The organism is Pseudooceanicola sp. DL12 (assembly GCF_056270665.1).
This window is the reverse complement of record NZ_CM149884.1, coordinates 1,507,764-1,519,615: the sequence shown is the minus strand read 5'-3', so window position 1 is coordinate 1,519,615 and position 11,852 is coordinate 1,507,764. Positions and strand designations below refer to the sequence as shown.

Here is an 11,852-nt window from a genome sequence, read left to right as displayed (position 1 = left end):
TCAGAAAAAGACTTCGGCGGCGGCGATCGTGTGCCGCACACCGTCAACCTTCAGGACCAGGTGGCCCGCTTCGTTCACCGTCTCGAAGGTGCCCGTCAGGCTCTGGTCCCCGAACCGCGCGGTGATCTCGCTGCCCAGGTGGGCGGCGCGGCTCAGCCAGGCCTTGCGGATCGGTTCGAACCCGAAGGTGCGAAAGGTCACCTCGTGCGCGGCGTAATGCGAGGCAAGCGCGTCAAGGAACTCCTCCGGCCGCACCAGCGCCCCGGTCTCCTGGGCCAGGCTCACCGGGCGCAGGGCACCGGGCTCGACCTCGTCGGCCCCCGGCGCCTCGGCCAGGTTCACGCCCACGCCGATCGACACCCCGGCGATCCGGCCCTTGCGCGACAAGGTCTCGAGCAGGATCCCCGCAACCTTGCCGCCGTTCAGCAGCACGTCGTTGGGCCATTTCAGCGCATAGGGATCTGTGCGGCCGGTCAGCGCGATGAAGGTGTCATGCAGCGCAAGCGCCGTGACAAAGCTGCGCAGGGCCATGTGGTCGGCACGTTCCGACAGGGGCAGCGCCAGGGTGGCGGCGAAATTGCCCTTCGGATTGCACCAGGGCCGCCCGCGGCGGCCCCGTCCCTTCGTCTGGTTCAGCGCCAGAACCCAGAGGGGTTCGGCCAGGGTCTCGAACCGCCGCGCGACTTCGTCTAGGGTGCTGTCCGTCTCGGCCAGCACTTCGCGTGCATAGCCGCCGGGCCAGTCCTCGGGCATGCGCTCCGACACCGGTTCAGTTCACCAGCGTCTGGGCCGCGGACAGCGCCATGCTTTCGACACCGAACAGGTTGATCGACCCCAGCAGCACCAGTGCCGCCGACCCCATCAGGAAGGTCCAGAGGATCGGGCTCTTCGGCGCGATCAGCGGGTCGCTGTTTTCGGCAAAGTACATGAAGTACACGATGCGCAGGTAGTAGAACGCCCCGATGACCGATGCCAGAACACCCATGATCGCCAGCCAGAGCATCCCGCCCTCGACGGCAGCGCTCAGCACGTAGAGTTTCCCGAAGAAGCCCAGGAACGGCGGCACGCCGGCCAGGCTGAACATCAGGAACAGCACCGCGAGGCCCCGACCGGGGTTCTTCTCCGAGTACATCTTCAGTGCCGCGATATCCGTCACCGGTTGGCCGTCCTTCTCCATTGACAGGATGAAGGCAAAGGTACCGACGTTCATGGTCACGTAGATGGCCATGTAGATCAGCATCGCCTGCACCCCAAAGGTGGTGCCGGCGGCCAGGCCCATCAGCGCATAGCCCATGTGGGCGATCGAGGAATAGGCCATCAGGCGTTTGATGTTGGTCTGGCCGATGGCCGCGACAGAGCCCAGGAACATCGACAGGACCGAGATGCAGCCGATGATCTGCTGCCAGTCGCCGACGACGCCACCGAAGGCCTCGAAGAGCACGCGGGCGATCATCGCCATGGCCGCGACCTTGGGCGCGGTGGCAAAGAAGGCCGTGATCGGCGTCGGGGCGCCTTCATAGACGTCCGGCGTCCACATGTGGAACGGCACGGCCGAGATCTTGAACGCCATGCCCGAGATCATGAAGACGATGCCGAAGAGCAGGCCCAGCGAGGCATGTCCCTCGCCCGCGGCCTGGATGATGCCGCTGAAGAGCGTGGTGCCCGAGAAGCCGTAGACCAGCGAGGCGCCATAGAGCACCAGGCCCGAGGAGAGCGAACCCAGCACGAAGTACTTCAGGCCGGCTTCCGTCGACTTGATGCTGTCGCGCCGGATCGCGGCGACCACGTAGAGCGCCAGGGATTGCAGTTCGAGACCCATGTAGAGCGTGATCAGGCCACCGGCCGAGACCATCACCATCATGCCGACGACCGCCAGGGCCACCAGCACCGGGTATTCGAAATTGAGGATGTTGCGGCGGGCCATGTATTCCTGGCCCATCACCAGCACGGCTGCCGCCGAGAACAGGATGGTCACATCACAGAACCGCGCGAAACCGTCCGCGATGAACATGCCACCGAAGGCCGCTTCCGGCGTGTCCCGCACGGCGATCCAGAACCCCACGATCACGAAGAGTGCCGCGGTGCTCCAGACCAGAGGCCCTGCCGCCTTGTCCTTGCCCGTGTAAACCGCCACGACCAACGCCAGCATGGCGTAGATGGCCAGGACGATTTCCGGCAGGATTACGTTCAGATCAGCCTGAATCATCAGGAAGCCTCCAGATCAGTGCGTCGTGGCCTTGATGGCTTGCGGCTCGCTGATGCGACCCGCCTCCACCAGGGCGTTTTCGTGGTTTTCGATCAGGACCTCCACGGTCGGGCCGACGATGTCGGTCACGAACGAGGGATAGACCCCGAGGAACAGCGTCATGGCGACCAGCGGCGCAAAGATCAGTCTCTCGCGCAGCGACAGGTCCTTCAGGCCCTTCAGGCTCTCCTTGATCAGGTCGCCCATGACGACCCGGCGATAGAGGAAGAGCGCATAGCCGGCCGACAGGATGATGCCGGTGGCGGCAAAGGCCGCGATCCAGGTATTGACGCGGAAGATACCGATCATCGTCAGGAATTCACCGATGAAGCCCGAGGTACCGGGTAGCCCGATGTTGGCCATGGTGAAGAACATGAAGATCAGCGCGTAGACCGGCATCCGGTTCACCAGGCCGCCAAAGGCGGTGATTTCGCGGGTGTGGGTCCGGTCGTAGATCACGCCGACTGCAAGGAAGAGACCTGCCGAGATGAAGCCGTGGCTGATCATCTGGAACATGGCACCGTCGACGCCCTGCTGGTTGGCGGCAAAGATACCCATGGTGACAAAGCCCATGTGCGCGACCGAGGAATAGGCGATCAGCTTCTTGATGTCGGTCTGCACGAGCGCCACCAGCGAGGTATAGACGATCGCGATCACGCTGAGCCACAGCACGAAGGGCGTAAGCACGTCTGCCCCCACGGGGAACATCGGGAAACTGAAGCGCAGGAAGCCATAGCCCCCCATCTTCAGCAGGATGGCCGCAAGGTCGACAGAGCCCGCCGTCGGCGCCTGCACGTGGGCGTCAGGCAGCCAGGTATGTACCGGCCACATCGGCGTCTTCACGGCAAAACTCAGGAAGAAACCGAAGAACAGCATCGTCTGAAGGCCGCCGTTGACGTTCAGGCCGAACACCGTGATCGGATCCGAGCTGAAGTCGTAGTTCAGCAGCGCCACGATGTCGGTGGTACCGGCATGCAGGTAGATCACGATCATCGAGACCAGCATCATCACCGACCCGAGGAAGGTGTAGATGAAGAACTTGAAGGTCGCGTAGATCCGGTTCGGACCGCCCCAGATGCCGATGATCAGGAACATCGGGATCAGGCCAGCTTCGAAGAAGACATAGAACAGGACCATGTCCAGGGCCATGAACACGCCGAGCATCAGCGTTTCGAGGACCAGGAAGCAGATCATGTACTCCTTCACCCGCCGTTCGGCGTGCCAGGTCGCCGCGATCGTGATCGGCATGACGAAGGTCGTCAGCATCACGAAGAGGATCGAGATACCGTCGACACCCATCTTGTAATGCAGGCCCAGCAGCCATTCGTGTTCCTCGATCATCTGCAGGCCGGGGTTCGTCCTGTCGAATTGAAAGAGGATGAAGAGCGAGACAAGGAAGGTCAGGGACGTCGCGAGCAACGCCACCCACTTGGCGTTCTTTTGCGCCGCCTTGTCTTCGCCCCTCAGGAAGATCGCCAGGATCACCGCCGCAATGGCCGGCATGAAGGTGACGATGGAGAGTAGGTTGTTCATTATTCTGCCCCTCCGGTGAGCGTCATCCAGGTTACGAAGACTGCGATGCCGATCACCATCGCGAATGCATAGGTGAAGATGTAGCCGTTCTGCCAGCGGCCCGCGAGCCGCGTCAGGCGGGGAACGAAATCAAGCGCGACGCGGTCGATTGTCCCGTCGATGACCGTGCCGTCACCGCCTTTCCAGAACACCCGTCCGAGTGCGAAGGCAGGCCGGACGAAGAGGAAGTTGTAGAGCTCGTCGAAGTACCACTTGTTCAGCAGGAAGAGATACAGCGGACGGTTCGCATCGGCGATCCGCTTCGGCAGGGTGGTGCTCTTGATGTACATCACCCAGGCCGCGGCAAAGCCCAGGACCATCGCGATGAAGGGGCTGATCTTCACCCAGACCGGCGCGTGGTGCGCCTCGTCCATGACCTCGTTGCCGGGGCCCATGAAGATGGCGCCCTGCGGGGCAAGGCCCGTCTCGGCGTCATGTTCCGCGACGAAGGACGGTGCGGCGGGCGTGCCGTGATCGTCGGCGGCAGCGGTCTCGGTGCTCTCCACCGAATGCTCGCCTGCGGCCACGTGGGTTTCCGGGATCCCGAAGAACTCCAGCACCTGCTCGTGGTTGCCGAAGAAGTCGTTGTACCACAGCATCCCCGAGAAGATCGCGCCCAGGCTCAGCACGCCCAGCGGGATCAGCATCACCTTCGGGCTCTCGTGGGCGTGGTCGTGGGTGTGCTTGTCACCGCGCGGCTTGCCGTGGAACGTCATGAAGATGAGGCGCCAGGAGTAGAAGGAGGTGAACAGCGCCGCGATGACCAGCATCCAGAAGGCATAGCCGCCGCTGGTGCCCGCCCAGGAGCTCTCGATGATCGCATCCTTCGACAGGAAACCGGCGAAACCGATGTTGGTCAGCGGGATACCCACGCCGGTGATGGCGAGCGTGCCCATGATCATGGCCCAGTAGGTCATCGGCAGTTTCTTCCGCAGGCCGCCATAGTTCCGCATGTCCTGCTCGTGGTGCATCCCGTGGATGACCGAACCGGCGCAGAGGAACAGCAGCGCCTTGAAGAAGGCGTGCGTGAAGAGGTGGAACATGGCCGCGGAGTAGACGCCGACGCCTGCCGCCACGAACATGTAGCCCAGCTGCGAACAGGTCGAATAGGCGATCACGCGCTTGATGTCGTTCTGCACCAGGCCCACGGTGGCGGCAAAGAAGGCCGTCGTCGCACCGAGGAAGGTGATGAAGGCCAGCGTGTCGGGCGCATATTCCATCAGCGGCGACATGCGGCAGACCAGGAAGACCCCGGCGGTCACCATGGTGGCGGCGTGGATCAGGGCCGAGACCGGGGTCGGGCCTTCCATGGCGTCCGGCAGCCAGGTGTGCAGGAACAGCTGTGCCGATTTGCCCATCGCGCCGATGAACAGCATGAAGGCGATCAGGTTGGCCGCGTTCCAGTCGCGCCACAGGAAGTGCAGCTCGGTGTCACCGATGGTCGGTGCGGCCGCGAAGATCTCGTTGAAGTTCACGCTGTCGGTCAGGAAGAACAGGCCGAAGATCCCCAGCAGGAAGCCGAAGTCGCCGACCCGGTTCACCACCATGGCCTTGATGGCCGCGGCGCCCGCCGTGGGCTTCTTGTAGTAGAAGCCGATCAGCAGGTAGGACGCGAGGCCCACGCCTTCCCAGCCGAAGAACATCTGCACCAGGTTGTCCGCGGTGACCAGCATCAGCATCATGAAGGTGAAGAGCGACAGGTAAGCCCAGAAGCGGGGACGATATTCCTCGTCCTCCTTGAAGGCGTGGTCGTTGGCCATGTAGCCGAAGCTGTAGAGGTGCACGAGCGAGGAGACCGTGGTGACCACGATCAGCATGATCGAGGTCAGGCGGTCCAGCCGGATGCCCCATTCGATCGAGAGCGACCCGCTCTCGATCCAGCGCATGATCGGCACATAGGTCGTCTCTTCCGGCGTGTTGAAGAACACGATCCAGCTCAGCAGGCAGGCCAGGAACAGCAGCCCGGTGGTCAGGTACTGTGCCCCTTTCACCGAGATGATCTTCCAGCCGAAGCCCGCGATCAGGGCGCCGATCAGCGGCGCGAATAGGATGATCGATACCATGGGCTCAGCCTTTCATCACGTTGACGTCTTCCACGGCGATCGTGCCGCGGTTGCGGAAGAAGCAGACGAGAATGGCCAGCCCGATCGCCGCTTCCGCCGCGGCGACCGTCAGAACGAACAGGGTAAAGACCTGCCCGGTCAGATCACCGAGGAAGCTGGAGAAGGCGACGAGATTGATATTCACCGCCAGCAGCATCAGCTCGATGCTCATCAGCAGGATGATCACGTTCTTTCGGTTCAAAAAGAGCCCGAATATCCCGATGACGAACAGCACGGCCGCCACTGTCAGGTAATGTTCGATTCCGATCATGTCCCTCGGTTCCTTTGGTCCCCGGCACCGGGTTTGCCCGGCGCTGGTTTGGTCTTGTCTCGCCGCGTCCCGCATGGGCGCGGCCGGTCAGGGTTTCAGAGCTCGATCAGAGCCCCTGCCCCGGTTTCACGTCCTTCAGTTCCATCGACTTGGCCGGGTCGCGCCACATCTGGTGCAGCACGTTCTGCCGTTTGATGTCCTTGCGGTGGCGCAGCGTCAGAACGATGGCCCCGATCATCGCCACCAGCAGCACAAGGCCGGCGAGCTGGAACGCGAGGAAGTATTGCGTGTAGATGATCTCGCCGAGCGCCACGGTGTTCTGCACATCCGTCGGCGTCACCGATTGCCGCGCCGCCATGGCGGTGTCGGCTTCCACCCAGCTGCCATAGGCCAGGCCCAGCTGCATCAGCAGGACGATGCCGATCAGCAGGCCAATGGGCAGATATTTTGCCATTCCCGCCTTCAGTTCGGCAAAGTCGACGTCGAGCATCATCACCACGAAGAGGAAGAGCACCGCAACGGCGCCCACGTAGACGATGATCAGCAGCATCGCGACGAATTCCGCCCCCAGCAGGACAAACAGACCGGCTGCGGAAAGAAAGGTCAGGATCAGCCACAGAACCGAGTGCACGGGGTTCCGGGAGATCACCGTGAACAGCCCTCCTGCAAGCACGCAGAGCGCGAACAGGTAGAAGGAAAAGGCGGCGACGGTCATGTCTCATCATCCTCTTGTTCGTCCATGACTTCCTGGGCCAGCGTGGCCGCACGGGTCATGGCGGGTATGCCGGCGAACATCGACATCTGGGCGATGGCCTCGGCGATTTCCTGTTTCGTGGCCCCTGCTTCCAGCAGGTGGCGCACGGTGATGCGCAGCTGGCTGTCGGCCTGTGCGCCCTGCATTGTCAGACCCGCGAGGGTCAGGAACAGCCGCGTCTTGCTGTCCAGTCCGTCCTTGTTGAAGCCCTTGCCAAAGGCGAGCTCCATCCATTCCTTGGGCATGGTCGGCCAGAGCGCCTCGAAACCTTTCGGGGTGAAGTTCTCCAGCGCGGGGTTCATGGCCTTTGCCATGTCCTGCGCATGCTGGATCATCAGCTCGAAGGGGGTCTTGGCGTCTGTCATCCCCGGCGCCTCCCGGCCAGGCGGGTTGCCCCGCGGTTATGCCCAGTGGAACGGATCATCGGTACGGTGCGTCCAGTTCCAGGTTGCGGGCGATCTCGGCTTCCCAGCGGGCGCCGTTGTCCAGCAGCTTCTGCTTGTCATAGAAAAGCTCTTCGCGGGTCTCGGTCGCGAATTCGAAGTTCGGCCCCTCGACGATGGCATCCACCGGGCAGGCTTCCTGGCAGAAACCGCAGTAGATGCATTTCGTCATATCGATGTCATAGCGCGTGGTGCGGCGGCTGCCGTCCTCGCGCGGTTCGGCATCGATGGTGATGGCCTGCGCCGGACAGATCGCCTCGCAGAGCTTGCAGGCGATGCAGCGCTCTTCCCCGTTGGGATAGCGGCGCAGCGCGTGCTCACCACGGAAACGCGGCGAGAGCGGGCCCTTCTCGTGGGGATAGTTCAGCGTGGCCTTCGGCTTGAAGAAGTACTTCAGGCCGAGCTTGAAGCCCTTGAAGAAGTCCACCATGAAAAAATACTTGGTGGCGCGGGTATAGTCGATGCCCTGAGGTTCGGTTTGCAATGCCATCTCGGGTCAGCCTCCAATCGCCCAGCGAGCCCAGAAGGCCCCCAGGACTTCGTATTTCGCAAGGAACGCCACGAACACCACCCAGATCAGGGACATCGGCAGGAACACTTTCCAACCGATGCGCATCAGCTGGTCGTAGCGGTAACGGGGCACGACGGCCTTCACCATGGCGAAGATGAAGAACACCAGAAGGCATTTGCCGAAGAACCACAGGAAGCCGTCGGGCAGCCCCGGGATCGGCGACAGCCAGCCACCGAAGAACAGCGTCGTCATCAGCGCGCACATCAGCACGATGGCCACGTATTCGCCGATCATGAACAGCAGGAACGGGGTCGAGCTGTATTCCACCTGATAGCCCGCAACCAGTTCCGATTCAGCTTCCGGAAGGTCGAAGGGCGGGCGGTTGGTTTCCGCCAGGGCCGAGATCAGGAACAGGAAGACCATCGGCAGGTGCGGCAGCCAGTACCAGCTGAAGATGCCATAGCCGGTGTCCTGGGCGCGGACGATCTCGCTGAAGTTCATCGAGCCGGTCGAGATGACCACGCCGATGATGATCAGGCCGAGCGAGACCTCGTAGGAGATCATCTGTGCCGCCGAGCGAAGCGAGCCCAGGAAGGGATACTTCGAGTTCGAGGCCCAGCCGCCCATGATCACGCCGTAGACCTCGAGAGAGGAAATGGCGAAGACATAGAGGATCGCGACGTTGATGTCCGCCAGGACCCAGCCGTCGTTGAAGGGGATCACCGCCCAGGCCACCATGGCCAGCACGAAGCTGAGCATCGGCGCCAGGAAGAAGACGAACTTGTCGGCCCCCGCGGGCACGACCACTTCCTTGGTGATGTATTTCGCAAAGTCAGCAAAGGACTGGAGCAGGCCGAATACGCCGACCACGTTCGGGCCACGGCGCAGCTGGACGGCCGCCCAGATCTTGCGGTCCCCGTAGAGCAGGAAGGCCAGCGCCACCAGCAGCGGTACCACGATCAGCAGGACCTGCCCGATGATCAGCAGGACGATGCCAACAGGGTTAGAGGTGAAAAAGTCTGCCATGTGTCCTCACACCGTCGGTATTCCGTTATCCGCGCATTGCGCGGCCACGACATCTGCTTCAATCAGACGTTTGCCTTGGGGCCGGGCTTTCGAGACGGTATAAACCGCATCTGCTTCCCAGTGGCCAGAGCGTTCGTACACATTTGTACGCAGATGTCTTGCAAATCCGTAGCCCCGGATCAGCGTGTATTGCGCAGCCGCGCAATCCGCATATTCCGAGACGTCTTCCGCGTCCCGCGCCCCCCGGAGAGAGACCCGGAAATTCACCAGATCACTATCCAGAAGGCGGGTTTCGATTCCCTCGTAGTGGATGACCGGGGCGGTCTCCTCGGGGGTCTCCGGCACGGCCGTCTCCGCCACGGATTGCGCCATCGCGCCCCCCGTCAGCAGAGCGGTCACGCCCGCGGCCCCTATGATCGCCCCGGCCTTCATCATTCCGCCGCCATCGGCGCCGCGGCACGTTCCGCGGCCATCCGCGACAGCTCCGCCATCACTTCCGACGCGCGCGCGATCGGGTTGGTCAGGTAGAAGTCCTTGATCGGATAGACAAAGGTTCCGTTGCCGGCCTTGATGACCTCCAGCGGCGTCCATTCGTTCTCGGGCACCTGGTCGATCTTGGCCAGGTGCGGCACGTCGATGATCAGCTTGGTGCGCAGCTGCGCCAGGCTGTCAAAGGGCAGCACCGCGTCCAGCTCCGCGGACAGCGCCCGCAGGATCGCCCAGTTCTCCTTGGCCTCGCCCGGCGCATAGCCGGCGCGCATGGCCAGCTGCGGACGGCCCTCGGTGTTCACGAACAGGCCGTTCTCTTCGGTGTAGGCCGCGCCCGGCAGGATCACGTCGGCGCGGTGCGCGCCGCGGTCGCCATGGCTGCCCTGGTAGATCACAAAGGCACCGTCGTCGATGGTCACCTCGTCGGCGCCCATGTTGTAGATCACGTCGGCGCCCTCGGTGGCGGCCTTCATGCCGCCCTCGGTCACCGCGCCCACGTCCATCGCCCCCACGCGGCTGGCCGCGGTGTGCAGGATCATCAGCTTAGAGTTGGTGCGCTCGGCGATCTTCATCGCCATGGCCAGCACTGCCTCGCCGTCGGCCTCGCGGATCGCGCCCTGCCCCACGATCACCATCGAGGGCTTCTCGGTCACTTCACCGAATTCCTGGTTGCTGATCCGTTCAAGCACGTCGCGGCCGTTGCCGTCGTGGCCGTAGTCATAGGTCAGGTCGACCGCATCGCCGATCAGGCCCACCTTGGCGCCCTTCAGCCAGGCCTTGCGGATCCGCGCGTTCAGCACCGGCGCCTCGACGGCGGGGTTGGTGCCGATCAGCTGGAAGTACTCGGTGCTGTCGATGTCCTCGATCGTCGCCGTACCCACATAGGCAGACCGGTTGCCGGCCGGCAGCCGCGCGCCGTCGGTGCGGCATTCGACCGAACCGCCCAGCCCTTCGATCAGCTGCTTCAGCGCATAGGTCGTCTCCACCGAAACCAGGTCGCCGATCAGGCCCACCGGCTTCTTTGCCCCCTTTAGCGCGCCGGCGGCCTTGGCCATGGCCTCACCCCAGCTTGCCGGGCGCAGGCGGCCGTTCTCGCGGACGTAGGGACGGTCCAGGCGCTGACGGCGCAGGCCGTCCCAGACAAAGCGCGTCTTGTCGCTGATCCATTCCTCGTTCACGCCGTCGTGGTTGCGCGGCATGATCCGCATCACCTGGCGGCCCTTGGTATCCACCCGGATGTTGCTGCCGAGCGCGTCCATCACGTCGATGGTCTCGGTCTTGGTCAGTTCCCAGGGACGGGCGGTAAAGCTGTAGGGCTTCGACACCAGCGCGCCCACCGGGCACAGGTCGATGATGTTGCCCTGCAGGTTCGAGTTCAGCGTCTGGTTCAGATAGGAGGTGATCTCCGCATCCTCGCCGCGGCCGGTCTGGCCCATCTGGGTGATGCCCGCCACCTCGGTGGTAAAGCGCACGCAGCGGGTGCAGCTGATGCAGCGGGTCATGTGCGTATCGACCAGCGGCCCCAGATCGAGATCGTCGCTCGCCCGCTTGGCCTCGCGATAGCGGCTGAAATCAACGCCATAGGCCATGGCCTGGTCCTGCAGGTCGCATTCGCCGCCCTGGTCGCAGATCGGGCAGTCCAGCGGGTGGTTGATCAGCAGGAATTCCATGACGCCCTCGCGGGCCTTCTTGACCATGGGAGAGTTCGTCTTGATCACCGGCGGTGCGCCTTCCGGCCCGGGGCGAAGGTCCTTGACCTGCATCGCGCAGCTGGCCGCCGGCTTCGGCGGGCCGCCAACCACCTCGACCAGGCACATGCGGCAGTTGCCGGCGATCGACAGGCGCTCGTGGTAACAGAAGCGCGGCACCTCGATCCCGGCCTGCTCGCACGCCTGGATCAGCGTCATGGCCGGGTCTACCTCGATCTCGTTATCGTCGATGATGATCTTGCGAAGGTCAGACATGGGTGCTCACTTTGCTCTCAGAAGGACGCCGATCTGGCTGCCTCTGTCGATCTCGTGCATGCCGAGCGTACAGAGGTCAGCCACCTTTTCGGGGTCCAGACCTTGGGATTTCATGTAACTCTCGCCCAGGGCGCGGATGCGGTCCTTTTCGGCGCGGCTGTCCACATAGGCTTTGATCTGGGCATAGGAGTATCCCATCTCCTGTGCCCGGATCCGCAGCTTGTTCAGAAACAGCAGGCCCTTGGCGGTGCGGGGGTCGATCGTGGGGCATTTCTCCCCGATCTCGTAGGCAATGCCGACCCACAGCATGTTGTCGTCGATGCTCGACACCTCGCGCAGCGGCGGCAGGTCCTTGTTGTCCGCGGCGTTGGCCGGCAGGGCGCTCAACGCGGTGGCGCTCAGGGCCAGGGCGGCCAGGGTGCAGCGAATGGCGGAATGTTTCATGGTCGCGAACTCCGGTTGCGACGCGGGGCGG

The 11,852-nt window shown here is 63.3% G+C and carries 12 protein-coding genes; all 12 read right to left on the bottom strand.

Features of this window, described 5'->3' with window-relative positions; genetic code table 11:
* The 12 genes from AC0WR5_RS07125 to AC0WR5_RS07070 all read right to left on the bottom strand — a co-directional run bounded on the left by AC0WR5_RS07125 (window position 1) and on the right by AC0WR5_RS07070 (window position 11,821).
* The gene (locus AC0WR5_RS07125; protein ID WP_475867852.1) at window positions 1–753 is read right to left on the bottom strand and encodes a biotin--[acetyl-CoA-carboxylase] ligase; all 753 of its coding nucleotides are present in this window, start codon (window positions 751–753) and stop codon (window positions 1–3) included.
* A gap of 16 nt (window positions 754–769) precedes the next feature.
* Entirely contained in the window at window positions 770–2,206 is a 1,437-nt protein-coding gene (gene nuoN / locus AC0WR5_RS07120) for an NADH-quinone oxidoreductase subunit NuoN (protein ID WP_475867851.1), read from the bottom strand.
* 15 nt (window positions 2,207–2,221) lie between these two features.
* Window positions 2,222–3,778, bottom strand: a complete 1,557-nt coding sequence (locus AC0WR5_RS07115) for an NADH-quinone oxidoreductase subunit M (protein WP_475867850.1) — start codon at window positions 3,776–3,778, stop codon at window positions 2,222–2,224.
* Complete coding sequence (nuoL, locus tag AC0WR5_RS07110) at window positions 3,778–5,880, bottom strand: NADH-quinone oxidoreductase subunit L (protein ID WP_475867849.1); 2,103 nt, start codon at window positions 5,878–5,880, stop codon at window positions 3,778–3,780. Before nuoL ends, AC0WR5_RS07115 begins: the two co-directional genes overlap by 1 nt.
* A 4-nt stretch (window positions 5,881–5,884) precedes the next feature.
* Window positions 5,885–6,190 carry an NADH-quinone oxidoreductase subunit NuoK gene (nuoK, locus tag AC0WR5_RS07105; protein WP_475867848.1) on the bottom strand — a complete coding sequence of 102 codons (306 nt, stop codon included), beginning with the start codon at window positions 6,188–6,190 and terminating at the stop codon, window positions 5,885–5,887.
* Between the two features lie 106 nt (window positions 6,191–6,296).
* Entirely contained in the window at window positions 6,297–6,905 is a 609-nt protein-coding gene (locus AC0WR5_RS07100; protein ID WP_475867847.1) for an NADH-quinone oxidoreductase subunit J, read from the bottom strand.
* Entirely contained in the window at window positions 6,902–7,309 is a 408-nt protein-coding gene (locus AC0WR5_RS07095; RefSeq protein ID WP_475867846.1) for a carboxymuconolactone decarboxylase family protein, read from the bottom strand. Before AC0WR5_RS07095 ends, AC0WR5_RS07100 begins: the two co-directional genes overlap by 4 nt.
* Window positions 7,310–7,364: 55 nt before the next feature.
* Window positions 7,365–7,877 carry an NADH-quinone oxidoreductase subunit NuoI gene (gene nuoI / locus AC0WR5_RS07090; protein WP_475867845.1) on the bottom strand — a complete coding sequence of 171 codons (513 nt, stop codon included), beginning with the start codon at window positions 7,875–7,877 and terminating at the stop codon, window positions 7,365–7,367.
* A 6-nt stretch (window positions 7,878–7,883) separates the two neighbouring features.
* Entirely contained in the window at window positions 7,884–8,924 is a 1,041-nt protein-coding gene (gene nuoH / locus AC0WR5_RS07085) for an NADH-quinone oxidoreductase subunit NuoH (RefSeq protein WP_475867844.1), read from the bottom strand.
* 6 nt (window positions 8,925–8,930) lie between these two features.
* Window positions 8,931–9,296 carry a hypothetical protein gene (locus tag AC0WR5_RS07080; RefSeq protein WP_475868927.1) on the bottom strand — a complete coding sequence of 122 codons (366 nt, stop codon included), beginning with the start codon at window positions 9,294–9,296 and terminating at the stop codon, window positions 8,931–8,933.
* A gap of 59 nt (window positions 9,297–9,355) precedes the next feature.
* On the bottom strand, window positions 9,356–11,377 hold the full coding sequence (gene nuoG / locus AC0WR5_RS07075) for an NADH-quinone oxidoreductase subunit NuoG (RefSeq protein WP_475867843.1): 2,022 nt from the start codon (window positions 11,375–11,377) through the stop codon (window positions 9,356–9,358).
* A gap of 6 nt (window positions 11,378–11,383) precedes the next feature.
* Window positions 11,384–11,821, bottom strand: a complete 438-nt coding sequence (locus AC0WR5_RS07070) for a DUF5333 domain-containing protein (protein WP_475867842.1) — start codon at window positions 11,819–11,821, stop codon at window positions 11,384–11,386.
* Window positions 11,822–11,852 lie beyond the last annotated feature (31 nt).

Excerpts from the sequence above, each read along its gene's own strand:
- AC0WR5_RS07070 (WP_475867842.1), bottom strand. The coding sequence starts at position 11,821 with ATGAAACATTCCGCCATTCGCTGCACCCTGGCCGCCCTGGCCCTGAGC.
- nuoH (WP_475867844.1), bottom strand. The coding sequence starts at position 8,924 with ATGGCAGACTTTTTCACCTCTAACCCTGTTGGCATCGTCCTGCTGATC.
- nuoG (WP_475867843.1), bottom strand. The coding sequence starts at position 11,377 with ATGTCTGACCTTCGCAAGATCATCATCGACGATAACGAGATCGAGGTA.
- nuoI (WP_475867845.1), bottom strand. The coding sequence starts at position 7,877 with ATGGCATTGCAAACCGAACCTCAGGGCATCGACTATACCCGCGCCACC.
- AC0WR5_RS07100 (WP_475867847.1), bottom strand. The coding sequence starts at position 6,905 with ATGACCGTCGCCGCCTTTTCCTTCTACCTGTTCGCGCTCTGCGTGCTT.
- nuoK (WP_475867848.1), bottom strand. The coding sequence starts at position 6,190 with ATGATCGGAATCGAACATTACCTGACAGTGGCGGCCGTGCTGTTCGTC.
- AC0WR5_RS07125 (WP_475867852.1), bottom strand. The coding sequence starts at position 753 with ATGCCCGAGGACTGGCCCGGCGGCTATGCACGCGAAGTGCTGGCCGAG.
- nuoN (WP_475867851.1), bottom strand. The coding sequence starts at position 2,206 with ATGATTCAGGCTGATCTGAACGTAATCCTGCCGGAAATCGTCCTGGCC.
- nuoL (WP_475867849.1), bottom strand. The coding sequence starts at position 5,880 with ATGGTATCGATCATCCTATTCGCGCCGCTGATCGGCGCCCTGATCGCG.
- AC0WR5_RS07080 (WP_475868927.1), bottom strand. The coding sequence starts at position 9,296 with ATGGCGCAATCCGTGGCGGAGACGGCCGTGCCGGAGACCCCCGAGGAG.
- AC0WR5_RS07095 (WP_475867846.1), bottom strand. The coding sequence starts at position 7,309 with ATGACAGACGCCAAGACCCCCTTCGAGCTGATGATCCAGCATGCGCAG.
- AC0WR5_RS07115 (WP_475867850.1), bottom strand. The coding sequence starts at position 3,778 with ATGAACAACCTACTCTCCATCGTCACCTTCATGCCGGCCATTGCGGCG.